The organism is Cellvibrio sp. KY-GH-1 (assembly GCF_008806975.1).
GTDB lineage: Bacteria > Pseudomonadota > Gammaproteobacteria > Pseudomonadales > Cellvibrionaceae > Cellvibrio.
In genome coordinates, this window is the sequence record NZ_CP031728.1 from 316,447 (window position 1) to 342,590 (window position 26,144).

A 26,144-nucleotide genomic window follows, 5' to 3' on the forward strand; every position below is an offset into this window, starting at 1 on the left:
CCAAGAACAGTTAGGCAAAGTTGGCTAATTAATTATTAATCAATTAGCTGTAAGTAAATTCAGTGGTTATTGGGTTTTTCTACGGCTTCGTTAATGTAAGGAATGCACTTGAGAATTATTGCCCCGAGACTCCATATAATATTTGCTGAAAATTTGGCTTCTGCGGTGATTTTGCGACGAGGTCCCACAAGGCATGTTGCTACATTTGGTTGGAACGTTGCATCGAATGAAATTAAGCTGGGCCAGTGGTTCTACGGACGTATTTATGAACATAGATCTAGTCTTTCACCAGACGGAAAATATTTTTTATATGCTGCAATGAACTGCAAATGGGAGTCTGAGACTGGAGGAATTTGGGCGGCGGTTTCTAAAGCGCCTTATATTAAGGCCATAGAATTATATACTGAAGTTCCAGAAATGGGTGGTGGCGGTCTCTTTGTTTCTGAAACAGAATATGTCCTAAATGAAATATTTTTTAACCCTTCACGTTTTCTATTCAAAAGTAGTGAAGTGACGTGCCTTTCGAAGGAAGATGAACATTGTATGTACGGTGTTAAAGGTGTGTATATTGAAAGGCTACTTCGTCTTGGTTGGAAATATGAAAAACGTATAGAACATGAAAAACGCCATACTACAATTGTTTTTTCCAAAATACTCTCCGAAGGAAAAGTGCTTTATAAAGGTCTAGTGAGTAAATACCCAGCTAAAAAGACCGAGTGGGAAGAGCACACAATAATTTATAATGAAAAAGTTGTTTTCTATACAGACGAATGGGAGTGCGGTGACGCCATAAACGGCAATATATACTTCACAAAATCTGGACAGCTTAAGTACATAGATTTAACTTCTGAATGTGGCAATTTAAACGAGCATCTAATCCATGACTTTAATAACTATAAATTTCAAGCTAATGAAGCGCCCTACTAAATTATTAACAATCGCATCAAGCTGATGGTATTTGTGTTCTGGCATTTTGCCATTCTATTTCGCTCATTTTATGGCAAAATTCCAGAACACAAATACCACAGCTTATACGGGCGTTGTGTTCTCCGGATAATCTAAATGACTAAAGTGTTTGCTGGTGTCTTAGGTATCTTTCTTATTGTTGTGTTTTTGTACTTTGGGTTTATGAAATTTATACTAAATGAACAAGGTTCTGCGGATATTAACGGTTTGGGTACTGTTTATATTGGCTCCACAATAAGCCATTCTAAGTTTGGTGTTGGCAAAGTTGAAGAAATTCATAAGAATGAAGAAAGCCATACTTTAATTGTTGAATTTAAAGAAGAGGGTATGAAGGTTCTCATCGCGGAACTATCTCCCATTGAAATTCAAAAAAATTAAACACTAAAGTACAACATAACAAATCGTTGCAGCATCGCAGGGAACCTAACCCGCTTTTGAACACACCTCCATCTAATCAATGTGGAGGTAATTATGGCCAGAAGAAAGCACTACAATTTTTACGACGATAACTTTAAGGCTACTGCCGTCGCTTTAAGCGAAATCCCAGGCATAAAGGCCACTCATGTCGCCGAGGCGCTCGATATCCATGAGGTCATGCTATATCGTTGGCGTATGGAAATGCGACGAGGCCAAATCATGGCAAAGAAGAAAGATATCAATATAGATCCTGAGCTCAAGTCAGAACTAAAGCGCCTGCGCAAGCTTGAGCGTGAGCACAACCTCCTGAAGGAGGAGCATTCCCTTTTAAAAAAAGCCATCCAGTTCTCTTTGCAACCAAAGGGGAAGTCTTCGAGTTCATAGATAGAAACCGGGATCTTCACTCTATTGCACTCATATGTCGTGTATACAGCGTAACGAGGGATGGCTATAACGCGTGGCGACGACGCGGAATTTCTAATCGTCGGATTGAAGATGGCGAATTGTTGGAGTCAATTGTGAAGATCTTCAATCGGCATGATGGCTGCTATGGTAGTCCTAAAATCATGCAGGAGCTGCGCAAAGCGGGCATACGAGTAGGTCAGAAGCGGGTTGCTCGATTAATGCGAGAGCGCGGTTTAAAGGCCATCAAAGCACGTATCTATAGGTCTCGCCCAGGCCTGTATAGTTATATTAATCGCGTGCCGTGCAGAATTGTTGGAGTAGAGGTCTCTCGCCCTAACCAGCTATGGGTGGGGGATGTAACTTACCTGAAAATGCGCGATGGAAGCTGGCAGTACCTCTGTGTCATTATGGATCGCTTTAGCCGGCGAATCATATCCTGGTCGTTGAGTGATAAGCGCGATGCACAATTGGCTTTGTCTGCCTTGCAGCGCGCCGTGAGAAATCGCGGTTATCATCCGGAGTTAATTTTTCACTCGGATAGGGGCGTGGAATACATGGCTGGCGATTACCGGAAGCGGCTTGAGCAGTGCGGTATTTTGCAAAGCATGAATAGAGCGAAGACGATGAATGACAATGCGTTTATGGAGTCATTCTTTCAGCAATTTAAAACTGAACGTATTAAGCGATCAGTGCTTGAAACAGTAGAGCAACTGCGCGGAATTGTTGCGGAGTATATGCGCTACTACAATTATGATCGCTCTCATTCATCAATTGGGTATTTATCACCTCATGAATTTGAGGCTAGAATGAGTTGCTAACAAATAGGTGTGTGCAAATGCGGGTTAGGTTCCCGCACTTCGTGCGCTGGACAGTTTGTAAGTCGCGGCTTTGTGGTTTTGCTGCGCAAAAGTAATCCACAAAACCACGACTTACAAACTGCCGTTGAGCACGGCGTTGAAGCTGTAGAAAAACCCCAAAAATCGATTGTTTTTCGTTAAAATGGCGCATCCCCTCAGGAGTGCGCTTATGCCAAAGTTTATTCCTTACAATCATGATCAAAATGCGATGGTGGTGATTAATTTTCGCGACCAGTTGCAACCCGGCACCTTCGAGCACGCTATTCATTATTTGATTCATGAAAAGCTCGATCTTTCTATCTTTGATTACGCTTACAACAATAAAGATGGCGGTAGGCCTGCGTATAACCCTGCCATTTTACTCAGTGTTGTGTTATTCGCTTACTCCAAAGGTATTACGTCTAGCCGCGAAATTGAGTGGTGTTGTACGAACAATATTATTTTTAAAGCGCTTTCTTGCGATACCGTTCCTCATTTCACTACTATCGCCAGTTTTATCAGTAGTCATCCGCAAGCGATTGAAGCGCTGTTCGAACAAATTCTGTTGGTGTGTCATGAGCAAGGATTATTGGGCAATGAGCTGTTTGCGATTGATGGTTGCAAAATGTCCTCTAACGCCTCCAAGGAATGGTCGGGAACATTTAAAGAATTGCAGCAGAAACGCGCCAAATTAAAAAAGTTGATTCGGCACCATATGCGGGAGCACCGCCGTATCGATAAAACCGAATCTGCCGATGCAGAAAAGCAAAGGCGCACCGCCCAGACAATCGAAACCTTAAGTAAAGCGCACGATAAGATTGATAAATTCCTAAAGACAGCAGCCCCACGGATGGGGCAGGCGAAACGGCCGACTGAAGTAAAAAGCAATATTACCGATAATGAATCAGCCAAGATGACGACCAGCAAAGGTACCATCCAGGGTTACAACGGTATTGCAGCAGTTGATAAAAAGCACCAGATCATTATTGATGCGCAAGCTTTTGGCGCGGGCCAGGAACACCACACCTTACAGCCTGTTATTGAAAGTATTAAGGTGCGGTACCAAAAACTGAAAATTGCGCACAATATCTATCGCAAGCAGACACTGGTTACAGCGGACACCGGCTTTGCTAATGAGGCCAATATGGAATACCTCTACACCCATAAAATTAATGCCTATATTCCAGATAATAATTTTCGCAGCCGCGATCCCAAATTTGCTGAGCAGAAAGCGAAATATGGCAAGCGCCAGCCCATCAAGAAAATCAAAACCCGTTATAAAGAAGTCATTCCGGCTAGTGAATTCCACTTTGATGCATCGACAAAAACCTGCATTTGCCCAGCAGGGGAAACCATGTGGTTAAAGCGTGAAGGGACGGATCGTTATGGCAAACATCAAAAGTTGTATTTTGAGGGAAGGCTCAGTAAGTGTCGGGTATGCCCGCTAAAGGAACAGTGCATGCAAAACCCGGATTCAGCCAATGATCGAACCGGGCATGGGCGGCAGGTGTCCTTTATTATTGATAAGGAAACCAAAAACAAATATACCGAATGGATGAAGTCTCGGGTCGATAGCGAATTTGGCAAAATGGTTTATAGTCATCGCATGTCCACGGTTGAGCCTGTGTTCGCTAATATCGGCACAAACAAAGGGCTAAAGCGATTCAGTCTACGTGGCAAAGCCAAAGTTCAGGGGCAATGGCAGTTGTTTTGTATGATCCACAATATAGAAAAGCTCGCGAATTATGGTGATTTGACCAACGCGAAGCGAAAATAAGAACGAATATAGGCAAACAACTCGCTTTTTCAAAGCGCAACGCAATTAATGAATAAGAGCAATTGAAAATCCAAGAACAGTTAGGCAAAGTTGGCTAATTAATTATTAATCAATTAGCTGTAAGTAAATTCAGTGGTTATTGGGTTTTTCTACGGCTTCGTTAACTAGGGTGAAACAATGAAGAAGCTTTTTTCAATATTTTTACTTGCTATGGTTATTTCAAATAATACATACGCCGATTATGATTATCAATTTCTACGTATTGCATGCATTCCTGAAGCTGGATTCTTAGATATATCGCACCAGTTTGTTCATAATACTGCCATCGATGTGCCAGTTAAAAACGTATACCAGATTTTTGAAGAAAGCGGATTCTATAGCCCTCATAAGCTTGACATTAAATGCAAATTTGCTGGAGGCGAATATAGAATTGTAGCAACTCAAGAAGAACCCTATAGCGGCATGTGTGGGGCCACACCTGACATCCTCCTAAGCCTATATAGAAATGAAAAACTCATGATTGAAAACGTTATCTTCGGTTATAGCTGTTTTAATAATCCATCCGTGAACAAAATATATATTCATGCCTCTAAAAATGAGTATCCACCGAAAGAAATGGAAGTTTGCTTAAGTAATAACAGTTCCACTGAAAAGGTAAAAAAAGAAGAATGCAAATGGTTTTTTTCAAACTATATAGAATCGTATGAAAAAATGTTTCCCCTAAATTCGAATCGCCTAAATTCCTATTTCAAACCAAAATAGTTAACAAAGCATTGCACCAGACGAATTGTAAGTAGCGCTTATGCAATATCGCTGCGCTAAGTTTATCGCAACGCGCTACTTACAATTCGCAGGTGAACGCAACGTGAACTCCCCCAAGTGTCAAGCTAAGGCTACTTTTGACGTTCAGATATAGACTGCATCTCTACATTCGGTTTACTTGTGGCAATAAAATTGCCTGAACCAAGATGAGTATTCGCTGGGAGCTGCCTCATTCGTTAGACGATCTTGATGATCACCACGATAAACAGGCTTTGGCTCCCCCGGTCTGACCTGATTGTCATCTGCTACCGTCGCAGGACTCGGTGGGTTGCTATTCACTCTTCGGTGATGAATAGCACTTAACTCGTTTTAACCTTTACTGATTACCGCTTTTGCTGTCGCTTTTTCATTTCTAATCACTCTCGATAGTTTTTGATTTTCTTTGCGGTTGTTTTAATTGGCCGCTATGACTTTGTAATCTTCCTGCTTAACCATCAGCGTCCAAATAAGTCGTGCGTTTCTTGCTGCCATTGCGACTACCGCACGCAGATAGCCTCGCCGTGCAATTAATTCGCGCGCCCAGCAACTGATTTTATCTTGCTTGTCTTTCAGGTTGGCAAGCACCGAACGTGCGTCGTGCACCAAACACATTCGCAGGTAGCGATCTCCTTGTTTGGTAATGCGGCCTAACCGTACATTTCCACCGGTTGTGTGTTGCCTGGGAACCAATCCGAACCATGCTGCAAACTGGCGGGAATCTTTAAACAACGATGGATCTGGTACGCTTGCAACAACGGCGGATGCAACTTGCTCGCCTACGCCCGGGATGGTGAGCAACCGTTTTGCAACCGGATGATGATGCGCTTGCTTGTGAAGTTCGCGGTCATAAAACAGGACTTGTTCGTTGGCGATTTTGATGCGATCCCACAGATTACTAATCATTTGCCGTGCGAGCATGGGTAAACCGTTGTTGGCATCTTCCAAAATAAGTGGAATTTCCCGTTGTGCGGGATAGCGCCCCTTGGGCATGACGATGCCAAACTCGCTCAACAATCCGCGCAATTGATTAATCAGTGCTGTGCGCTCGGAAACCAAGCCCTGGCGAACCCGATGTACACAAAGTTGTGCTTGTTGCTCGGCGGTTTTGATCGGGATAAACCAAATGTTCGCACGACCAACGGCTTCACAAATGGCTTCGGCGTCGTTGTTGTCATTCTTGCCGCCTTTGCGAAAGGGGGCGATAAATTTGCTGGCGATAATGCCAACCTTGTGACCCAGTTTGGTAAATTCCCGCGCCCAATAGTGTGCGCCACTACAGGCTTCCATACCAATCAAGCAGGTCGGGCACTGTGCAATAAACGGCAGCAGTTTGGCTCGACTGAGCGTTTTGCGTAATACGACCTTGCCGTGCTGATCCATGCCGACCAAGCTAAAAGAAGTTTTCGCCAAATCAATACCGAGTGCTGTAAGATTCATGGAAATCGCTCCTCTGGTGGTTGTGACATCACCGATAATTTACGCCGGCACAGGGCTGCGTGTTAAGAGGGGGAGTTCATATCATTCGTTATGTGAAATGGGAGTTCATCTTAAAGTGAAGGAATTATTCACGTTCCTAGTTGATTTTGATGGTGGAACTTTTATATCTCAGCATCAGGCAGGGAGTTTAAGTGCGGCTATTTTGAGTTGGGCAGAGACTTTTGATTTTAGTGTTTTTACTGACGTTTCAAAAAAAGATTGGTCCAATTTAATTGCTCAAGTCCATGAGCCAGACAAACAGCCTGTTGCTGTAAACGGGTTGAAAAATACTTGGTGCGCTAGCTATTTGGTAGGCGGCCACATTTTAATTGTTCATATAGTCAACACAGTAGAAGGCACATAACAAAGTGCTCCAACACGCGCACTTCGTCCGCTGGACAGTTTGTAATGTGTGCCGAGAGTAAATTGGTGGGGTCGCGTAGCGTCCACACTTTTACGTAACTTCGCAAGAGATGGTGGCAGGCCACCGCATTCGCTTTGCAGTAAGTGAAAGCAAACCACTTCAAGCGGCATTGATAAAGAGTCATTGTCGTGAGTGTTGAAGAAAAGTCGGAATAAAATTCGGCAGGTGTGATAAACGGAGACGAACGCAAGTGAACCTTTGATGAGGCGTCGTGAAGTCTAACCCGTTGTCAAAATCAGTGGCCCTTACAACTACTGAGAGAAATCGAGAAGAAAACTGCTTACTGACTCGATGGCAACCGGCGTAAAGAAGGCGTGACCGTTTATCAGGCTTTTGTGATGAACTCGGGAAGCTGTCGTGCTGATGATAAGAGAGAAGCCGAAAGCGGTGACCCCGTAAGGCGAGAGTATCAATGCAGCGCACATTGGCGGAATCTTTCGTAGTAGTGATGAAGTTGTTGTAATGACAATGGAGCGAAGGGGCGACGCCTATTGATTTAAATAAAGAGAAGGTATTGATTGAACCAAAAACCGCAAGGTGGGAATCAACAATCAATGTAGTGCTAGCAATCAAGTAATCAGACGGTGAGCAAAGTTATGGTAAATGTATGTTTCTAAGAGGTGTTATTCATGGGGCGGTATTAAGTGCTTTAGCTATCTTGCTTGCTTTTTTACTTCCGTATTTAACAATGGATAATGATTTGCTAAAGATTTTTGCCGTTCTCATACTGGTAGCTCCATTGTTGTATATAGGCTACAAATTTCGCGGCAAAATTGACGTGCCGGTTATTGAATATATTGTTTATAGAAATCATAAATTATGGATATATTTAATGGGAGCAGGTCTTATAACTGCACTCACATCTACAATGCTTAAAATTCATTTAAATAGCATCATTAACTTTGATCCTCTAACATTTGTAATTACTTATGTATCATCACTTTTCGGAAATACAGCAACCATGGCTACAATCATTTTTATTGGCTCCTCATTGAATAGAAAGCAATAACAACTGGCTGTGGCAAAAAACAGTACCTACGCTTTTCGGTCAACTGTTGCGGGTTTTAATTTAAACAAAAGAAGGAGGTGTCCTTGAGGAAAGATAATAAAACCAGTCCCAAGGTCGATGCATTTATGACGAAAGCCAAAAGCTGGCAAGAGGAATTTGCGCTGCTGCGTGAAATTGCACTAAGCTGCGATTTAAACGAAGACCTGAAATGGGGGCAGCCGTGTTACACATTGGATAATGCCAATGTGGTGTTGATTCACGGTTTCAAGGAGTATTGTGCGATCCTTTTTTTTAAAGGCGCGTTGGTTGGTGATCCCCAAAATATTTTGGTTCAGCAAACCGAAAATGTGCAGGCTGCACGGCAAATTCGTTTTACCAGTGCTGCGCAAATCAAAAAAATGAAAGCTACGATAAAAGCCTATATTCGGGCAGCTATTGACGTCGAAAAGGCAGGCTTGAGTGTAGAGTTTAAAAAGACGGAAGAATTTTTAGTTCCGGAGGAATTCCAGCAAAAGCTGGATAAAACACCTGGTTTAAAAGACGCATTTGAAGCGCTTACACCGGGCCGGCAACGTGGATACCTGCTACACTTTTCCTCTGCCAAGCAATCCAAAACCCGGGAGTCCAGAGTTGAAAAATGCATTCCCATGATTTTTGACGGGCTAGGGTTGAATGACTAATGCTGGGTTAATCATTCAACTGCTTAGGCTATAAAATGCAGGGTGAATCGAGGGGCGTGAAAATGTTTGCTAATATTTATCGAACATTTCTTATATTGTTGATGCTAGTCAGCGTTCCGGGTTTTGCCGGTGAGGTTTATAAATGGACTGACAAGGATGGCAAGGTGCATTTTAGCTCGACGCCGCCTAAGGACAAGGAGGCCAAAGTGGAAGTTAAAAACTATAAAGGCGCGATAAACTCCCAAGCAGCGCCCACTAAAGAAATTCCGCCCGAAGTAAAGGAAATGATGCAAGGTATGCAGAAGGCGCTATTGGAGGTTCACGAAGATGGGGCCCCGCTCAATTGCGAAATGGCGATGGGTAATATCAATTGGCAAATCGAAACTATGTTGGCTCAGGGGAAGAAAAACCTGGAGGGCGGTTACATTACTCAGGAGCAATATGAGTTAGCCACCGGTGCGTTTAAAAAGGCCCAGGCTGAATTGTCACTAGATGACTGTAAAACAGCCTTATCCACTAAGCGCTCTTTTTACCAATGTATGTCCAGCGATAAAAACCATGTGGCGGGCTGTGGGCAGAAATACAATTTTGACTAGGTACTGCAGTATTTTTGGGTGATTAACAGTCATGCCTAAATTGCGAATCCTTAAGTTCTTAATAACGGGCTCTATTGTTTCAATCCCAGCCGTTTAATGCGCGAAGCCAGTGTTGTGGGTTTTATTTTCAATAGCGCGGCGGCGCCATCATCTCCAAATAATTTCCAGTCGCATTGCTCAAGTGCAGCAAGCATGTTGCGCTTTACTCGATCCTGCATTTCATCATCGGGAATGATATTTTCCCCTGTCACAGTTTCTGCTTTGATGATAGCTTCCTGTGTGCTGGTGCTTAGTGGTAAATCTATAGTCACTCGACCTTGCTGTGAGGTGATGGCGGCACGTTCCATAACATTTTGCAGCTCGCGAATATTGCCGGGCCAATTATAGCTTTGGAGTGGTTTTAAGTCGCTCTGGCGCAGCTTGCAGTCCTTTTTACCAAATTTTTGACTGGCTTGTTCAAGGAAATGGGTTGCCAGCAAATTGATATCTGTGCCGCGCTCGCGCAGGGGTGGTGAATGGATGGGAAATACATTTAGACGGAAGTATAAGTCCTCACGGAAGCGATGGGCTTCGGCTTCTTTTTTCAAATCCCGATTAGTTGCCGCAATTATGCGTACATCGACATTGCGGGTTTTTTCTTCCCCGACGCGTTCGAGTTGTCCTTCTTGCAGTACTCGCAGTAATTTACTTTGTAACTCTATTGGAATTTCGCCTACTTCATCCAAAAATAGAGTGCCGCCATTGGCCAATTCAAAGCGGCCAATGCGGTCGCGCACCGCGCCGGTGAATGCTCCGCGAATATGGCCAAAGAATTCACTTTCAAATAATTCGTGAGGAATTGCGGCGCAATTAACGCGAATCATGGGTTTGTCTTTGCGGCTGCTGGCGTCGTGGATGGCGCGTGCGATCAATTCTTTGCCGGTGCCGGATTCGCCGGTGATCAGCACTGCAGCTTCCGTTTGCGCGACTAGCTCGATTTGTTGGTGAATACGTTTTATCGCTGTGCTTTCGCCGATAATGCCGTGATAGCGCTGTTCACTTAAAATTTCCTGCTGTAAGTAGGCGTTTTCATCTTCAAGGCGCGCTTTTAGTTCGCTAACTTCTGTTAACGCTTCGCGCAATTTTTTTTCGGTTTCTATGCGTTGGCTGATATCGCGAAATACGACTACCGCACCAATAATGCTGCCATCGGAAATTATTGGTGTGCTGGTAAATTCAACCGGGAAGGGCGTTCCGTCGTGTTTCCAGAATACTTCCTGAATGCCTTCGTGCACTACGCCATCCCGAATTGCCGCGTAAATCGGGCATTCTTCAACAGGGTAGTGGGTTCCATCATCGTGGGTGTGGTGATGCACGTAATGAATGTTTTGCCCAAGTACATCGCCATCGGTGCGACCCAATAGTCGTTTGGCGGCGGGGTTGATAAAGGTGCATAGCCCGTTGGTGTCTACACAATAAATCCCATCGCCTACGGATGTAAGCATTAATAAATTATCGCGTTCACCTTGCTGGAAAATAGAGCGCAAATGTTTCCATTCGAGGATGCCGTTGCGTGCGAGTCGGTCGGCTTCGGCTTTATCGCGCTGGCGTTCTTCAAGGTCGATATCTTTAATCGATACCACTAAATACTCGCGGCCTTTAATCACGGTGCGCGATGCAGATAACTCCACCGGGATATGCATATCATTTTTTAACCGGCAGGAAATGCGTTTGCTTTTGGCGTGACCGCGTTGCATTGCTTCCTGGGTAAACACAATCAATTGCCCCAGTTCGCGCCCGTGGATATAAGAGATGGGCATCTTCAAGATTTCCTGCCGATCAAACCCCAGCATCTGAGTGGCGGCGATATTGCAGTCGATGTATTTGTTCTCCTGCGGATCAAGCAGCATTAACGGCTCCGGGCACTGCTCGAATGCGGCATTGCGCATCCAGTAGGCAAGGCGGCCCCATTCTTCGGATGAGTCTGTATCTAGCATGGCGGATTGTCCGGTGTCGTGTAAGTTGCTCTACGCAAGTGAGTAGACTAATGCTACGCACTTGCGTATTTCGATGCAATTGCGTAGTGAAAATTTCCTGATTATTAATGGGGCTGGGTGTACGGAGCCTGTTCAGGGTGGCGCTAACGCTCTGTTTTTAATAGATATTTAAAATAATTGCTAATCCTGATATCGCTTCACCTGCAACTGGTACGGATGTCGCAATAGGGGTAGTACGGCTTGAATAAAGTCGCTCAACCTAACCCAAATTACGAGGAAACCGCTATGCCAGCCGTGGATATCCCCCATTACCAAACCGGTGACTTTCTGGTCGATTACGAAGAAAAAGTGTTTGAGGATGTACAAGCTGAACCCGGCGCAAAAGCGCTCTTGACCTTTCACACCGTGGCCTTTGAAGGTTCGATTGGTCTGGTGAACTTGTTACAAGCCAAGCGCATTTTACGCAAAGGGTTTGAGACCAAAATATTGCTTTACGGCCCAGGTGTTTTGTTGGGTGTTCAGCGCGGTTTCCCGACTCTGGGCGCGGAAGCGTTTCCCGGCCACCTCGCTTACAACGCGCAACTGAAAGCGTTTATGGCGGAAGGTGGTGAGGTATATGCCTGCCGATTTGCATTGCAGGCACTTTACGGTCAAACCGAAAAAGCATTGATAGAAGGTATTCGCCCGATTAATCCACTCGACGTAATGGATCTGCAACTGTTGATGCGCCGTGAAAATGCATTTGTTGTCCACACCTGGACGACGTGATTTTTATTACACAATTTTTCTAATTTTTTTATCGACCAACCTTTTTCGACATTAATTTTTTAACTCAAATCAGGGTTTCCTATGAACAAAGTCGTGGCTGCTGCCGTTCAGTGCAGCCCGGTGCTTTACTCTTGCGCCGGAACTGTAAATAAAATTTGCGATTGGATTGCAGATTTGGGCAAACAAGGGGTGGAGCTTGCCGTGTTCGCGGAAACCCTGGTGCCTTACTACCCGTATTTTTCGTTTATCCAGGCGCCCTGTGCGATGGGTTCACAACATCTATTATTGATGCAGGAATCCGTAGAGGTCCCATCCATCTATACCCAACAAATTGCCGCTGCCGCAAAAGCGGCGAAGATGGTTGTTTCGGTGGGTGTTAATGAACGTGACGGCGGCTCTATCTATAACGCGCAATTATTATTTGATGCGGATGGTCAGCTCGTTCAGCACCGCCGAAAAATTACGCCGACATTCCATGAGCGGATGGTGTGGGGGCAGGGTGACGGTTCCGGTTTGTGCGCGGTGGATACAGCAGTGGGCCGTGTTGGTTCGCTCGCGTGCTGGGAACATTACAATCCCCTCGCGCGCTACGCGTTAATGGCAGATCGCGAACAAATTCATGTAAGTATGTTTCCCGGTTCGTTGGTCGGCGAAATTTTTGCCGAGCAAATTGAAGCTACTATTCGTCACCATGCGTTGGAATCCGGTTGCTTTGTAGTAAATGCAACCGGGTGGTTAACGCCGGAACAGCAAGCTCAAATCGTAAAAGATACCGGTGGGCCTATCGCGGCAATTAGCGGTGGTTGTTTTACAGCAATTGTGTCTCCGGAAGGAAAATTACTCGGGACTCCGTTACGTAGTGATTCCGGCGAGGGCGCTTGCATCGCCGAACTGGATTTTAATCTCATCAATAAACGTAAACGCATGATGGATTCCGTGGGGCACTATAGTCGCCCTGAATTGCTCAGTTTGCTTGTCAATAAAAATCCGGCAAGCCATACGCGTCCGCTAACGCAAGCTGTTACTTCCACAGAGAAAAATGAGCAGCAAGATGTTGCTGCAGGCGTAACGCTTGCTACGTGCCTTTCTACTGCAAATGCATTTAGTGCAAGCAACTTTTAATGTAATGAATTATTAGTGCAAGTAATTGGCAGTTGGTTATCAGCCGCTGTTTATTCGTAATCGGGGGATTTCTGATCATGGCATTGAGCAGTCAGCAGTTAACGAAAATCCAAACCCAGGGGCTGCGTTGGGTGGATGAAGGCAGCCTTGGCTTGACGCGGACGGGTGGTGCTGGTCCGACGGATCACAAAGCATTCAACTTTGTCAGCCAGACCAGCATGATTCCGGTGTTTAACGAGCAAATACAGCATTCGCCATTTAGCGCTAAGGCCGATGCAAACCACGAGCAGGTGTTGATTTTTGAAAACGAAAAATTGATTGCAAAAGCAGCTATGCCGGGGCGGCCAAAATTCTACGATTTAACAACGGAGGATGGAATTCCCTATTGGAAAATTGCAACACTGCACAGCAAGGATGTGTTGGCGACAACGGTGTTGCAAGAATGTGTACGCTACCGTAACCGCGATACTTCTTGTCAATTTTGTGCGATTGAAGAATCGTTAAAAAATGGAAAAACCATCGCCCACAAAACGCCGCAACAGTTAGCAGAGGTTGCACGTGCGGCAGTTGAGTTGGATGGCGTAACCCAAATGATTATGACGACCGGCACACCCAGAACATTGGATCGCGGTGCTGCTGTGTTGGTGGATTCCGCGCGCGCTGTGCGTTCACTGGTTGATATTCCCATTCAAGCACAATGCGAACCGCCGGATGATGATGTGTGGTTTCAGCGTTTGAAAGATGCTGGCGTGGATGCACTCGGTATGCATCTGGAAGCTGTTAGTGACCGGGTGCGGAAAAATATTATGCCCGGTAAAGCGAGTGTTCCTCTCAGTCGTTACATGTCTGCATTTAAAGCCGCAGTGGCTGTTTTTGGGCGCGGCAATGTAAGCACTTATATCCTCGCGGGCCTGGGGGACACCGAAGACGAAATTGTAGCGATGAGTAAGCAATTAATTGAGCTTGGTGTGTATCCCTTTGTGGTTCCTTTTGTGCCTGTCGCTGGAACGCCGCTCGAGCATCACCCTATGCCCGGCGCAGATATGCTTGACCGTATATTTAAACAACTCGGTCCTGCGTTAGTGCGCGCGGGGATTCAGTCGGATTCACTGAAAGCAGGTTGCGCAAAATGTGGTGCCTGCTCATCACTCAAAAGTTACGAACAGGAGGTGGCTCATGGCCCGGCTGCAGTATGCATTTGATGACCAACAATTTACCGATTTCCGCTCACACCACATTCAAGTCAAGTTGGCCGAAAGTTCCTGGGAAAAGCAGCGCTATTTTGCCTTGCGCAAATCAGTGTTTGCGCAGGAGCAACAAATTCTGCAAGACAATGAGCAGGATGGGCAAGATTTTCGGGCAATCGCAATTGTTGCGCTCGCTGCTAATTGCGCGATTGCCGATGATGTGGTCGGTGCCGTGCGCATTTATCAGGTCGATGATGAAATCCACAATCTCTGGTTTGGTGGCCGTTTGTGTGTTGCGCGTGCCTATCGCGGTCATCAGTCGATTGGCAAGGCATTAATTAATGAGGCGGTATCGCGCGCGAAAGATTTGGGCTGCACGCGTTTTCTCGCCAATGTGCAACCGCAAAATGAAACCTATTTTCGTTCGGTTCATTGGCAGACGTTGGGCGTAGTAGAAGTTGCAGGGCGCCCCCATGTGCGCATGCAGGCGGAGTTAGAACATTATCCGTTTATGGGGCGGCACATATCATGAATAGCCTTGCAATAAGTAGTGAAATTAAAAAAGCGGCCTGTAGCAGCCGGATGCATCACCAACAAAGCGAATTGGAGTTGCTGTGCGATGAGCTGCGCATGCTGCCGGAGATTCAGGCAAAAGCTGCTATTAAATTAGCGGCAGAATTTTGTGATGACCAATCAGGTTTAACACTTGAACAGCGCTATGCGATGCCGGGCGATGATTGCGCGGCGTTCAAAATTGGCGATGGATTTCAGTTGTTGGCCATGGAAGGCATGTTGCCGGAGTTTGTAAGAACTGATCCGCGCGCGGCGGGTTGGTCATCGGTGATGGTGAATATTAGCGATATAGCGGCGATGGGCGGCAGGCCAACCGCCATAGTAAATGCTTACTGGCATAACGATGAAGACGCGAGTGCGATCTTATTAAAACATATGAAGCGCGCGTGCGATGTATTCGGGATTTCATTTGCAGGCGGTCACAGTAGTATTCAGTCCGGCTTTTCCGCAAACCTTGCGGTTGCAATTACTGGCTATGCAAAAAAATTATTGTCTTGTCACCACATTAAGGCCGGTCAGCGGTTATTTATGTTAACGGACTTAACCGGCAGCTGGCATGGCGATTTACCCTATTGGGGCTGCGTGCAGGGAAAGACACAGGAACAAATTCGCGCACAGTGGAATTCACCGGCGGAATTAGCAGAGGCGGAATTGGCCGTTGCTGCAAAGGATATTAGCAATGGTGGATTGCTCGGTACGCTGATCATGATGCTGGAGTTGACGGGTTGTGGTGCTGTTGTGGATTTAAGTGCGATCCCGCGGCCAGAAGGTGATTTGTTTCGCTGGCTGCGCGCTTTCCAAAGTTTTGGCTTTTTACTCGCCGTAGAACCCGAAAAGGTTTCGTCATTATTACATTATTTTCAATACTCCCATTTAAGTTGTGCGCCGATTGGAAGCTTTACCGGCGATGGGAAAATTCAACTCGATCATCTGGGGGCAACTGCCGAGTTTTGGGATATCAAAAAACAACCGCTCACCGCAATGGGAGGTGGCCATGCCATCCGTTAATTTTAAAGTCATTTGGCCCGATGGCGACCAGGCTACTTACTACTCTCCATCTACCATTGTGCATGAGCATTTGGTGGCGGGTGGTAAATACAGTCAGGCTGAATTTGATCAGCGAATACACTCGGCACTAAACGCCGCATCAGAACGTGTGTATAAAAAATTTGGTTATTACTGTACCGCTGCCAGTGCGGAGCTGGAAAAAATTAATCGCAAACTACAGTTCTTGCGCGAACAAGAAATTGTGGGTGAGGTTCGTGTTACGCAGCTCGGCTAACGCAGTGTCCAATATCCATACCTACATTGGTTAATTACTTTACGGGAAATATTATGAACATGGCTGCAACTCCATCATCTACTAGCGGAAAATCGGCAGCGACAAAAAGTCGGCAACATCACAGCGCAATTGTGATTGGTGCGGGTCAGGCCGGGCTTTCTATGAGTTACTGTTTGTCCCAGCAGGGTATCGACAATATTATTCTGGAAAAATCCAGTCAAATCGCCGATAACTGGCGCAACCAGCGTTGGGATACCTTTTGCCTGGTAACTCCCAACTGGCAATGCCAATTGCCGGGATATCCTTACCAGGGAGACGATCCAGATGGGTTTATGGTGAAGGATGAAATCGTGGCATATCTGGAAGGCTATCGCGCCTTTTTTAGCCCGACTATTATTTTTAATAGCCCGGTAATATCTCTTACCAAAAACGGTGAGCTGTTTACGTTGGTTACTGTGGATGCCATTTACACAGCTGACCAAGTGGTCATCGCCTGCGGCAGTTATCACGAACCGCGTGTACCGGCGATGGCAAAAAAAATGCCGGCACATATCGCCCATGTGCATTCCAGTTTTTATAAAAATCCGGATCAGCTCCCCTCAGGAGATGTGATGGTGGTTGGTACTGGGCAATCCGGTTGCCAAATCGCAGAAGATTTACATCTCGCCGGACGCAAAGTGCATTTATGTGTTGGCCCCGCGCCGCGTGTAAATCGCCGTTATCGCGGACGCGATGTGGTGAATTGGCTGGATGATATGGGCTACTACAATACCACATTGGAAACCCATCCGGATGGAAAAAATGCAGTGCATTCTACTAATCATTACGTAACCGGCCGTGATGGTGGGCGCGATTTAAATCTGCGTATTTTTGCCGAGCAGGGAATGAAATTATACGGTGTATTAAAAGATACTGATGGCAAACGATTATTTTTTAACGATGACCTGAAACAAAACCTGGATTACGCAGACCAGGTTGCTGAGCGAATCGTAAAGGGTATTGAGGATTACATCCAAAGAAACAACATCAATGCCCCCGCGGATGACAACATTCGTAGCAGCTACTTGCCTGAACTGGTTACCGAGTTGGAAATTGAATCTTCAGGTATTAATTCGGTTGTGTGGTCCACTGGTTTCAATATGCGATTTGAGTGGATTAACTTGCCGGTGTTTGAAGACAACGGTCATCCGAAACAAAATCGCGGCGTGACTGACGTGGACGGACTGTATTTTATTGGCCTTAACTGGATGCATACCTGGGGTTCCGGACGTTTCTATCAAGTAGGGCGCGATGCGGAATATTTGAGTGAAGTCATGGTGACAGTGACCCACAATTTGGTTGGTGCAATCTGATTAATTCCTGCATGCGTTAACTCTCACTTCTATTCTCTGCGTCATAGTTTTCCTCTCATAAACAGCCGCAGCACAAAAATTGTGTTGCGGCATTTCTTCCTTATGTTAAATCTCTTAATATGAGGTGCCTGCCACCTTAACGTACAGGATGTTCAATCTATGTCAAGGTAGTGGCTGTCTGATATAGAAAAGGTATAACCATGCCCCAATACATAAACCCAATCATCGGCATTAAAGTCGAGTTTCCTGATAATTGGAGTTTCAGGTATTGGAAGAATAGAAAAAGTCCACCTGTTAATCCTGACGCTCATCAATCGTCATATGATGATCTACCGTCAGCTAAAAGCCCCCATAAAACCCTATTTACCGCACTGCCTCGTTATGAAAAAGGCCTTCCGCTTCTTAGTGGTTGTGTGGAGTTTGTAATGCTCTATCGCGAGGGAGGCTATGATATAGATTCTGAATTTCAACGCAATGAAGACGAAGTCATCCGTAGTTATGGGAAGCACTGTGTCGCAGGAAATGATGCGGAATATATGCATTTTGAACAGCGATTTGATGGGTGTATTTCAATCAGACGTGTATATTACTGGCAGTATCAGCCCGAGGTTTGGATTGCCTGTATCGTTGGTGGAAACTCTTCGGAACAATTTAAAGAAGCATTATCTATTTTGGAAAATAGTAGAAAATTAAAGTTGGTTCAATAAATTAAAAACCGGGAATGTATTATGAGCAAGGGCTATTGGATTGTACGTGCAGATGTTACCGATATGGAAAAGTTCAAGGAATACGCCAGCAGAACTCCGGCGGCAGTTGAAAAGTTTGGTGGAAAATTTCTGGCGCGTGGAGGTAAATATGAAGTGGTTGAGGGGAGTACCCGTTCACGCAATACCATTATCGAATTTCCCTCCTATGAATCTGCATTGGCGTGCTGGGATTCAGCAGAATACCAGGATGCAAAAACCTACCGAATCGGCGGGGCGGAATTAGATGTTGTGATAGTGGAAGGTGTTTAGGAGACTAACACGTGAAACAAGAGTTTATGCTGCGTGCATTAGCAGTTTCTAAAAATGCACTTCCCCATTGCATCCCAAATCCTCCAGTTGGCTGCGTGCTGGTTAAGAATGGTGCTATTGTTGCTGAAGGTTTTACCCAGGCAATTGGCGGTAACCACGCCGAAGTTGAAGCGTTTAACGCTTTTAAGGGCAACCTGGATGATGTAACGGCCTACGTAACTCTGGAGCCTTGTTCATTCGTAGGCAGAACGCCCTCCTGTGCTGCTATGCTGGCAAATTCTGGTATTAAAAATGTTGTGGTGGCGATATTAGATCCCGACCCGAGAAATAGCGGTAAGGGTATTCAAATGCTGCAGCAAGCGGGTATCGATGTTCAGGTTGGGCTGTGTGGAGCGGCTGTTGCGGAGTTTTTAATTCCCTATTTAGGGAAATCCTGACTTTTATTTAACAACAATTTTGAGGGAGCATTTTTCATGCAAAAAGCGGAGATTTATTGCCCCGAATGTAAGTGGATTCCTCCGGGTTTGCCCCTATGGCGTTGTCTTGATGTGTGTGGGAACGTTTGGGACACATTTGCTACTGGAGGCATATGTCCAAAGTGCTATGAAAAATTTGAACATACGCAGTGCTTGAGCTGCTGGAAATTATCGCCCCATAAAAATTGGTACCACTACCCTAAAAAAGCACCCAAAGAAATGCTGGAAAAATTAAATAGAAAGAAAAATATTAAGATTGAGCCGACGGAGTTGGATATTGTGATAATGGAGGGGATTTAGCCTAGTCTAGATTAATGCTGATATGAACATTAACAAACTCTTTAAAAATGAAGCACTTCTTATGATGCTGCTCATCTTATTACCGATTTTGATTGGTTTAGCGGTGGGCTTTTTCGTCCCTGAGTAAAAGTGGTAAGTATGGAAATACAAGGTCATATTAAATTTACAATTACACAGAAGTCGCCTGAAGAGGTGATCGCCGAAATGCCGGTGCAGCCGGGTATATTGAATCCGTTTGGTGTTGTGAATGCGGGAGCTACTTTGTGGTTTGCGGATGTTACAGCTTCTATTCTAGTGCTTGGTGATTTGGAGCTTGCCGAAGGCATGAAAGGTTTTCCGCTGGCGATCAACCTGAACGCCAATTTGTTGGGCAATAGCACTACCGGAATATTTATCGCAAAATCCAGTTACGTGAAAAATGGTCGCACGGTAAAAGTGGTTAAAACTACGGTGACTGAAGCCTCCGGTAAATTAATTGCCGACGTGACTACCAGTCATGTGTTGTCTGTTTAGCCGGCTTTGGCCGGCGCAACTCTCTTGCTAGTCTCCTTCAGATTTAGACTCCTTCAGATTTAGACTCCTTCAGATTTAGACTCCTTCAAATTTAGTCTCCTTCAAATTTAGTCTCCTTCAAATTTAGTCTCCTTCAGCTTTTCCGCTTTTTCTGTTTCACCCTCAAATTTTCTATCCGGTTTAAAAAAGCCCCCATTCCCGTCGCCTTTTTACCCTGAGGTTGGGTCGATTTTTTATCGGCTCGCGCACTTATGGGAATGGGCTATGCGGAAAGGGCTTTTCCCCCTGGGGCTCCGCAGGGCATTTCCGCTGGTCTATGCGGAAGTTCCTTTTCACCCTGTTTTATTGATAAATTCTTTTAAAACAACAAGTTACTGATTGGCATTCATGTTGCTAAACCCCTCGGGAGGAGAATTGCAATGGCTATAGATTCTGATTACGTCAAGCAGATGGCGACCCAACTGGCCAGTTACGAGGTACAGGCGTCGTTGACCAAGGCGAATCGCAACCAGTCCAACTACAAGGCGCAATTGACGGCGATGGGTTCGCTGGAAACCGCGCTAAAAACCTTTAGTACCTCGGTAAAAGGGCTGAAAGGCGTGGATAAAAGTGTGTTGACCAATACCGCTACGTTTAGCAGTGAAGGTTTTGCAACCGCGAAAGTAGGCACAACGGCGGTCGCTGGCAACTATCAATTTTTTGTAGAGCAGCTGGCCGGTGCTCATCAGGTGGCACTGGAAGGTTTAACGGACGCAGATATTCCCACCAGCGGCGATTTGGTGATTGGCCAGGGCGCAGGCAGCTTCACGATTGATTTAAGCAGTATCGACACCGATGGCACCGCAGGTAATTCGCTGGCGGAATTAGCGGCAGCAATTAACGCCGCAACTGACAACACCGGTGTTAACGCCACCCTGGTGCGCAGCAACGGCAATGTGTCGCTGGTGCTCGCGAGTGAAAAAACCGGAGCAAGTAATGCGATTAGTTTATCTACCAGCGGTGTTGCCGCCGGTGCGTTCGATACCGCTGTGGGTGCGCCGCGCGAACTGAGCGCGGCGAAAGATGCGAAGGTGCGTTTGGGCGGCGCAACCGGAATGCTGTTAACCAATTCGAGCAACACATTCGACAACATTATTGATGGCGTGAGTATGAGTTTTACCAAAGCCCACGCGGTAGGTGAAACACCCTTGTCCGTCACAGTGGGGCGCGATGACAAAGCGACCAAAGACAAGGTGCAGGGCTTTGTAAATGCCATTAACAGTCTGTTTAGTACCTTCGATAGTTTGACCGCGAGTGGTGGTGAAAATGCATCGCGTGGTGTGCTGGCTGGCGATTCCAGCATTCGCTCGATTGAAGGTATGTTGAACAAAGTATTGCGCACCGAATTTGGCGGCGTGACTTTGATGGAAATGGGCATAGTGGCTGATCGCTTCGGCAAGCTGACGATTGACACGGCGCGTTTTGAAAAAGCTATTGCCGCAAACCCGGAAGGCCTGGATAAATTATTTAACGCGAAGGACGCACTGCTCGACACCATCGACAAAAATGTCGCGGTGTATACCACGGGTCCAAACAATTTAATGAAGGCTCGCAAGGAAACTCTGAACACTATGTTGCGCCGCGTGGATGATCAATTTGATGGTATTCAGAAGCAATACGACAACTATTACACCCGCTATTTAAAGCAGTACACCAACATGATGCAAACCATGTCGGCAATGGAACAAACCTTCGGAATGTTTTAACGAGTGAATAGCGTTCACGCACAAGTTCTCATTTAAAAACAGGAATGGATCTAATGAATGATCTTTATCTCGCCCACGAAAGTTATGACAGCTATCGCTCCATTGATTTGGAAGCTAAAGCGGCTACTGCATCACCCTATGAATTGGTGCTGGTACTGTTTGATGGCTTGCTCGATGAATTGGCGCGCGCGCGCGGTCATATTGAAGCAAAGCGCTTTCAGGAAAAGGGCCGTTCATTGGAAAAATGCATGAACATTATTAATGGCCTTAACAGCGCGCTGGATTATGACAACGGCGGCGAAGTAGTGCAGGGGTTATCACGTTTGTACGACTACTGCATTTATCGCCTGTCCGATGTCAGTGTGAGTTTATCGCTTGAAGGTTTGGATGAAGTGGTGCAATTGCTCAGTGTGGTGCGCGAGGGGTGGGACGGTGTCAATGCCAAGCGCGCCTGATCGTTACCAGCAGCTGAAGCTGATCACCCTGGGCGAACAAATGGCGGCTGCGCTTAAGGCTCAGGATTGGGACAGTGTGGGTGGCATAGACCAACGTATTCGCGAATGCTTGCAAGAATTATCGGCCGCGGAAACACTCAGTCCGGAATTGCAAGCGGCCAAACAACAGCTGCAACAACTCTATGCCCGTGTGTTGCCGGCTTATGCTGAAGCCTGTGAAAAACTGCGGCAATTATTGTTGGCGCATGTGGACTATGCCGAAGCGCGCTCGGCTTATTTGCGCACGGGTTTATTGCAAGGTGAAAAATAATGTTGTCAACAGCGCTTCAAACCAGCACTAACACCACGCGTGCAAATACCGAAGAAAAATCAGCTGCGCCTGCGGCAGCAAGCAGCTCTGCTACTTATGTTGGTGTTAACGATTTGCAGAAAAAAAATGTTGCCGCGGAACAGCAAGTGGAATTATTTCCCGGGCAATTAAGTGATGCTTTGGTCAGTGCAGAATCTGCTGCCGAACTCATTGCTGCTGAGTTGACGGCAACGGAAAACCCTGGTGAGCAGGTTGTTGCCGCACCAACCTCTGATCAATCTGGTTTTAATCAATCAGATGAACAGCAGCAACAGCCCAATGCCGAAGCCTGGTTGCAGGCAATGCTGGATCAACAGCAGTTGCAATTGCAGGCGCGCGACTCTGATAGTGCTGCAACCCTTGCTACTCCTGTTTCCATTGTGACACCCGTGGTGGCAGACGTTAATGGGGTAAATCAGGCGTTAATTAAAACAGCCGCTTCTGCGCAAGCATCGCAATCTATTTCAATGGTTGCGCTGGAAAAATTTGCCCATGTAAATCTTGCCAATAATACTTTTGGTTCGGCAATAATCCAGCAACAGGTTCAAGCGGATAGCACGAATCAATCGCCCGTAACTGATAAGTTTTTCGATGCTGCTGCTAAAGCAGCTTCCCATCAATCCACCGTTAATAGTATGTCTGCTGGCGATCTGCGTACAGCTGATGTAAGTAATGCAGCTAGTAGTGCATTGAATAGTACAGCGAATAGCACAGTGAATAGTACGGCAGCGATAAATTTATCAGCGATAAACGCAGCGCAAAATGCAGTGCAACAGACAGTAGCAGCAATGAGCGAATCAAATACGGGTGACGCCATTTCATCGGGCGTTACTCCGGTAGCTTTAACAACACATGGCTCTGAGAGTGCACAGCGCAGTGTGCAATCGCAATTAAGTTTGTACGCACCAGAAGCCAAATGGGGCGAACAGTTGTTACATGCGCTGCGCGATAACGTGCAGGTGCAGATTCAGCAAAAAATACAAAACGCAACCATTCGCCTGGACCCACCTGAACTGGGCAGTTTGGAAATTTACCTCAGCCACGAATCTGGCCGCCTGCAGGTGCAAATTACGGCTAGCCATGCGGATGTGGCGCGCTTGATCCAGCACACCAGTGATCGCCTGCGTCAGGAATTATCTGGCCCGCAATTTACCCACGTCAATATCCAAACGTCAGCGGAAGGGCAATCCGGCCAGCAGCAATCGCGCGAACGCCAACGCTTTGTGAATGACGAACTTATTCTTGCAAATGAACAAGCGTTTGCCGGCAATGATGAGCAAACCAAACGTCCCGGCGATATTCTGGTAACTGTCTAATTTTGTAAAACATTGGTTTTTAAAAAATCGATCTTTAAAGAAGGCTTTTCGAAAAGGGTTTGTAGAAACGGTTTGTAGAAAAAGATTCGTAGAGAAAGGTTTGTAGAGAAAGGTTTGTAGAGAAAGGTTTGTAAATTCTATTTTTTCGCTCCGGTATTTGCTGGAGTCATTCTGTAAGGGGAAACACTCAATCATGATGCAACGGATCATTTTAGCTTTGCTGGTTGTGAACACATTGGTGGCGGCAGGTTCGGCCTATATCAGCTTTCAGGTGCTGTCGCGCCCGCAAGTTTCCAGTGTGCCTGTTGCCGCTGATGGCAGCGTGGAAAATTCATCGTCAGTGGCCACATCGGGTGAAGCTGAAGAGTACACTTTTTTCCCAATTGAAAAAGTGATTGTCAGTTTGCAAGGCGAGGGCCGTGAACACTATTTCGTGCTGGATCTGGTACTGCAAGCGGAGCAGGATACGGACAACAAAAAACTCAAACAAATTGATCCTGTGGTACGCAATTCCGTAGTCGCCCATTTGTCGTTGATGAATTTTAATACGCTGCGCGCTATGCCGATTGCAGAGCTCCAATCCAGTTTGGAAAAAGTCGTGCAGGCAGATTTTGCCAGTCGTCAAATTGTCCAGCCCTTTGCGCATGTGCTGGTTAGTAAACTGGTTGTGCAATAAGGATTGCGGCTATGAATGCCTCGGTAATGAATAGCACTGCCATGAATAACTCTGTTGTGGATAACGCTGGCGTAAGCGATTACGGCTACGCATCCAACCTGGCTCCAGGAACGGCGGCTTGCACGCTTGCGCCGGCACAAGAGCAGCAATTGTTGATTCAATATTTGCCGCTGGTAAAACGTATTGTTCGCCAGTTATCGCTGCAAGCCAATCAGGTGATGGATCGCGATGACATGGAGCAAATTGGCTTGATGGGATTATTGGAGAGCCTGCGTCGATATGGTCAGCCCGATGAAAACTTTGCGGCGTTTGCCAAGCTGCGTATTCGCGGCGCAATCCTGGATGAGCTGCGCCGGCAAGATTGGCGCCCGCGTCAGGTGCGCCAGCAAACGCACAAAATTCGCGATGCAATTCGTGAGCTGAGTCGTCGTTTAGGCCGCGTGCCACAAGACTCCGAAGTGATGAAGTATACCGGCTTGAGTGATAAAGATTACCAGGAATTTTTACAAGCAGATGCCTGTGAAGCGATTGAAAGCCTGGATGAACTATTGTTAAACGGTCCGGAAACATTTTCCGATGGTGGATCGGGTTTGGAGGAGCGTGAAATTACCGAGCGTTTATTAGCTCAGGCGCTATCCAGTTTGAATGAACGTGAGCGTTTGGTGCTGATGCTGTATTACCAACAAGAGTTGAGTTTAAAAGAGATCGCCCTGGTGTTGGATTTAACGGATGCGCGTGTGTGCCAGTTAAGTAAGCAGGCAATTCAAAAAGCCAGCCGCTTTATGCAAGAAGCCAAATAGATGTGTGGCGAAGGTCTTAAAAAACAACGGGACAATTAAAGAGAATTTATCGTGCAGAAATTATTAGGTGCAATCATTATCGTAGGCTGTGTGTTGGGTGGTTATAGCCTCGCACACGGTGAACTCGCCATGCTGTGGCAGCCTGCCGAAATCCTGATTATTTTGGGCGCCGGTTTGGGTAGCCTGGTGGTGGGCAACCCTAAAGAAGTGCTGTTGGAAATGGTGGATGTCGGCGGCCTTAAAGCGCTCGATGCGCATATCGAAGATCCGGACCAAAGTGATTTGTTCACGCGCTATCCGTTAATTCTACAAGAACCAAACCTGATGGCGTTTATCGCCGACAATTTCCGCTTGATGGCGATGGGGAAAATCAGTGCGCATGAATTGGAAGGTTTTTTGGAGCAGGAATTGGAAGCTATGGAGCACGCGTTAATGCAACCCTCGCGCTCGCTACACAAAATCGGTGAGTCTATGCCGGGCTTCGGTATTCTCGCCGCAATTATGGGTATTGTTATCACCATGGGTAATATTGACGGTTCAGTGGCCGAAATTGGCGCGCATGTTGCCGCGGCTTTGGTGGGAACTTTCCTCGGAATTTTTGTGTGCTACTGCGTAATGGAACCGCTGAGTAATGCCATGAGCCAGCGGGTAAAAACCGAATTGTCAGCATTGGAATGTGTGCGCACAACTTTGGTCGCGCACGTTGCTGGCAAACCGACATTGCTTGCGGTGGATGCTGGCCGCAAATTGATCGAGCAGGATGTGAAACCGGCGTTCCGCCAGCTGGAAACCTGGGTCAACCAATACGAAGACCAGCGCGATGCGGCGTAATTATGTTTCGCATTGAAAAA

General features: G+C 46.2%; 31 protein-coding genes. 29 read left to right on the forward strand and 2 right to left on the reverse strand.

Going from position 1 to position 26,144, the window contains the following annotated elements:
- Positions 1–108: 108 nt before the first annotated feature.
- From D0C16_RS01180 to D0C16_RS01205, 6 genes are all read left to right on the forward strand, one after another.
- Positions 109–927, forward strand: a complete 819-nt coding sequence (locus D0C16_RS01180; RefSeq protein ID WP_151030636.1) for a hypothetical protein — start codon at positions 109–111, stop codon at positions 925–927.
- Between the two features lie 135 nt (positions 928–1,062).
- The gene (locus tag D0C16_RS01185) at positions 1,063–1,344 is read left to right on the forward strand and encodes a hypothetical protein (protein WP_151030637.1); all 282 of its coding nucleotides are present in this window, start codon (positions 1,063–1,065) and stop codon (positions 1,342–1,344) included.
- Between the two features lie 93 nt (positions 1,345–1,437).
- Positions 1,438–1,767: a transposase gene (locus D0C16_RS01190; protein ID WP_225318859.1), complete on the forward strand. Its 330-nt coding sequence runs from the start codon at positions 1,438–1,440 to the stop codon at positions 1,765–1,767.
- Positions 1,764–2,606, forward strand: coding sequence for an IS3 family transposase (locus D0C16_RS01195; RefSeq protein WP_225319011.1), 843 nt, complete (start codon positions 1,764–1,766; stop codon positions 2,604–2,606). Before D0C16_RS01190 ends, D0C16_RS01195 begins: the two co-directional genes overlap by 4 nt.
- A 208-nt stretch (positions 2,607–2,814) precedes the next feature.
- Positions 2,815–4,401: an IS1182 family transposase gene (locus D0C16_RS01200; RefSeq protein WP_151030639.1), complete on the forward strand. Its 1,587-nt coding sequence runs from the start codon at positions 2,815–2,817 to the stop codon at positions 4,399–4,401.
- Positions 4,402–4,578: 177 nt separating this feature from the next.
- On the forward strand, positions 4,579–5,163 hold the full coding sequence (locus D0C16_RS01205; protein WP_151030640.1) for a hypothetical protein: 585 nt from the start codon (positions 4,579–4,581) through the stop codon (positions 5,161–5,163).
- A gap of 453 nt (positions 5,164–5,616) precedes the next feature.
- Here the strand turns inward: D0C16_RS01205 and D0C16_RS01210 are convergent, their stop codons facing one another.
- Positions 5,617–6,639, reverse strand: a complete 1,023-nt coding sequence (locus D0C16_RS01210) for an IS110 family transposase (RefSeq protein ID WP_151030641.1) — start codon at positions 6,637–6,639, stop codon at positions 5,617–5,619.
- Here D0C16_RS01210 and D0C16_RS01215 point away from each other — a divergent pair.
- The 4 genes from D0C16_RS01215 to D0C16_RS01230 all read left to right on the forward strand — a co-directional run bounded on the left by D0C16_RS01215 (position 6,638) and on the right by D0C16_RS01230 (position 9,387).
- On the forward strand, positions 6,638–7,042 hold the full coding sequence (locus tag D0C16_RS01215; protein ID WP_151030642.1) for a hypothetical protein: 405 nt from the start codon (positions 6,638–6,640) through the stop codon (positions 7,040–7,042). The two genes, D0C16_RS01210 and D0C16_RS01215, sit on opposite strands and share 2 nt — an antisense overlap.
- Positions 7,043–7,709: 667 nt before the next feature.
- Positions 7,710–8,111, forward strand: a complete 402-nt coding sequence (locus tag D0C16_RS01220; protein ID WP_151030643.1) for a hypothetical protein — start codon at positions 7,710–7,712, stop codon at positions 8,109–8,111.
- An 83-nt stretch (positions 8,112–8,194) separates the two neighbouring features.
- Positions 8,195–8,791, forward strand: a complete 597-nt coding sequence (locus D0C16_RS01225) for a YdeI family protein (RefSeq protein WP_225318860.1) — start codon at positions 8,195–8,197, stop codon at positions 8,789–8,791.
- A 62-nt stretch (positions 8,792–8,853) separates the two neighbouring features.
- On the forward strand, positions 8,854–9,387 hold the full coding sequence (locus tag D0C16_RS01230; RefSeq protein WP_191968624.1) for a DUF4124 domain-containing protein: 534 nt from the start codon (positions 8,854–8,856) through the stop codon (positions 9,385–9,387).
- 71 nt (positions 9,388–9,458) lie between these two features.
- On the opposite strand, the gene D0C16_RS01235 is transcribed toward D0C16_RS01230, so the two are convergent.
- On the reverse strand, positions 9,459–11,363 hold the full coding sequence (locus tag D0C16_RS01235) for a sigma 54-interacting transcriptional regulator (RefSeq protein ID WP_151030645.1): 1,905 nt from the start codon (positions 11,361–11,363) through the stop codon (positions 9,459–9,461).
- A 285-nt stretch (positions 11,364–11,648) separates the two neighbouring features.
- Between D0C16_RS01235 and D0C16_RS01240 the strand changes: the two genes are divergently transcribed.
- From D0C16_RS01240 to D0C16_RS01330, 19 genes are all read left to right on the forward strand, one after another.
- Positions 11,649–12,131 carry an MSMEG_0572/Sll0783 family nitrogen starvation response protein gene (locus D0C16_RS01240; protein ID WP_151030646.1) on the forward strand — a complete coding sequence of 161 codons (483 nt, stop codon included), beginning with the start codon at positions 11,649–11,651 and terminating at the stop codon, positions 12,129–12,131.
- An 81-nt stretch (positions 12,132–12,212) separates the two neighbouring features.
- Positions 12,213–13,253, forward strand: coding sequence for a Nit6803 family nitrilase (locus D0C16_RS01245; RefSeq protein ID WP_151030647.1), 1,041 nt, complete (start codon positions 12,213–12,215; stop codon positions 13,251–13,253).
- A 77-nt stretch (positions 13,254–13,330) separates the two neighbouring features.
- Complete coding sequence (locus D0C16_RS01250) at positions 13,331–14,455, forward strand: MSMEG_0568 family radical SAM protein (RefSeq protein ID WP_151030648.1); 1,125 nt, start codon at positions 13,331–13,333, stop codon at positions 14,453–14,455.
- Entirely contained in the window at positions 14,430–14,972 is a 543-nt protein-coding gene (locus D0C16_RS01255) for an MSMEG_0567/Sll0786 family nitrogen starvation N-acetyltransferase (protein ID WP_151030649.1), read from the forward strand. The genes D0C16_RS01250 and D0C16_RS01255 overlap by 26 nt, the downstream gene beginning before the upstream one ends.
- A complete protein-coding gene (locus D0C16_RS01260; protein WP_225318861.1) occupies positions 14,969–16,021 on the forward strand; it encodes a sll0787 family AIR synthase-like protein in 1,053 nt (350 codons plus the stop codon). The genes D0C16_RS01255 and D0C16_RS01260 overlap by 4 nt, the downstream gene beginning before the upstream one ends.
- A complete protein-coding gene (locus D0C16_RS01265; protein ID WP_151030650.1) occupies positions 16,008–16,295 on the forward strand; it encodes an MSMEG_0570 family nitrogen starvation response protein in 288 nt (95 codons plus the stop codon). The genes D0C16_RS01260 and D0C16_RS01265 overlap by 14 nt, the downstream gene beginning before the upstream one ends.
- 53 nt (positions 16,296–16,348) lie before the next feature.
- Positions 16,349–17,647, forward strand: coding sequence for an MSMEG_0569 family flavin-dependent oxidoreductase (locus D0C16_RS01270; protein ID WP_225318862.1), 1,299 nt, complete (start codon positions 16,349–16,351; stop codon positions 17,645–17,647).
- A 200-nt stretch (positions 17,648–17,847) separates the two neighbouring features.
- Positions 17,848–18,354, forward strand: a complete 507-nt coding sequence (locus D0C16_RS01275; RefSeq protein ID WP_151030651.1) for a hypothetical protein — start codon at positions 17,848–17,850, stop codon at positions 18,352–18,354.
- Between the two features lie 21 nt (positions 18,355–18,375).
- Positions 18,376–18,663 (forward strand): DUF1330 domain-containing protein, encoded by a 288-nt coding sequence (locus D0C16_RS01280; protein ID WP_151030652.1) that lies wholly within the window; start codon positions 18,376–18,378, stop codon positions 18,661–18,663.
- 11 nt (positions 18,664–18,674) lie between these two features.
- The gene (locus D0C16_RS01285) at positions 18,675–19,100 is read left to right on the forward strand and encodes a bifunctional diaminohydroxyphosphoribosylaminopyrimidine deaminase/5-amino-6-(5-phosphoribosylamino)uracil reductase RibD (protein ID WP_151030653.1); all 426 of its coding nucleotides are present in this window, start codon (positions 18,675–18,677) and stop codon (positions 19,098–19,100) included.
- Positions 19,101–19,136: 36 nt separating this feature from the next.
- On the forward strand, positions 19,137–19,439 hold the full coding sequence (locus D0C16_RS01290; protein WP_191968625.1) for a hypothetical protein: 303 nt from the start codon (positions 19,137–19,139) through the stop codon (positions 19,437–19,439).
- A gap of 138 nt (positions 19,440–19,577) precedes the next feature.
- Entirely contained in the window at positions 19,578–19,952 is a 375-nt protein-coding gene (locus D0C16_RS01295) for a PaaI family thioesterase (RefSeq protein WP_151030654.1), read from the forward strand.
- Between the two features lie 419 nt (positions 19,953–20,371).
- Positions 20,372–21,697 carry a flagellar filament capping protein FliD gene (fliD, locus tag D0C16_RS01300; RefSeq protein WP_151030655.1) on the forward strand — a complete coding sequence of 442 codons (1,326 nt, stop codon included), beginning with the start codon at positions 20,372–20,374 and terminating at the stop codon, positions 21,695–21,697.
- A 53-nt stretch (positions 21,698–21,750) separates the two neighbouring features.
- Complete coding sequence (gene fliS / locus D0C16_RS01305) at positions 21,751–22,152, forward strand: flagellar export chaperone FliS (RefSeq protein WP_151030656.1); 402 nt, start codon at positions 21,751–21,753, stop codon at positions 22,150–22,152.
- Positions 22,136–22,462, forward strand: coding sequence for a hypothetical protein (locus tag D0C16_RS01310; RefSeq protein WP_151030657.1), 327 nt, complete (start codon positions 22,136–22,138; stop codon positions 22,460–22,462). The genes fliS and D0C16_RS01310 overlap by 17 nt, the downstream gene beginning before the upstream one ends.
- Positions 22,462–23,817 carry a flagellar hook-length control protein FliK gene (locus tag D0C16_RS01315; RefSeq protein WP_225318863.1) on the forward strand — a complete coding sequence of 452 codons (1,356 nt, stop codon included), beginning with the start codon at positions 22,462–22,464 and terminating at the stop codon, positions 23,815–23,817. The genes D0C16_RS01310 and D0C16_RS01315 overlap by 1 nt, the downstream gene beginning before the upstream one ends.
- A 193-nt stretch (positions 23,818–24,010) precedes the next feature.
- Positions 24,011–24,493, forward strand: a complete 483-nt coding sequence (locus D0C16_RS01320; protein ID WP_225318864.1) for a flagellar basal body-associated FliL family protein — start codon at positions 24,011–24,013, stop codon at positions 24,491–24,493.
- Positions 24,494–24,504: 11 nt separating this feature from the next.
- The gene (locus D0C16_RS01325) at positions 24,505–25,293 is read left to right on the forward strand and encodes a FliA/WhiG family RNA polymerase sigma factor (protein ID WP_225318865.1); all 789 of its coding nucleotides are present in this window, start codon (positions 24,505–24,507) and stop codon (positions 25,291–25,293) included.
- Between the two features lie 51 nt (positions 25,294–25,344).
- Positions 25,345–26,124, forward strand: a complete 780-nt coding sequence (locus D0C16_RS01330) for a motility-associated protein (protein WP_151030658.1) — start codon at positions 25,345–25,347, stop codon at positions 26,122–26,124.
- Positions 26,125–26,144 lie beyond the last annotated feature (20 nt).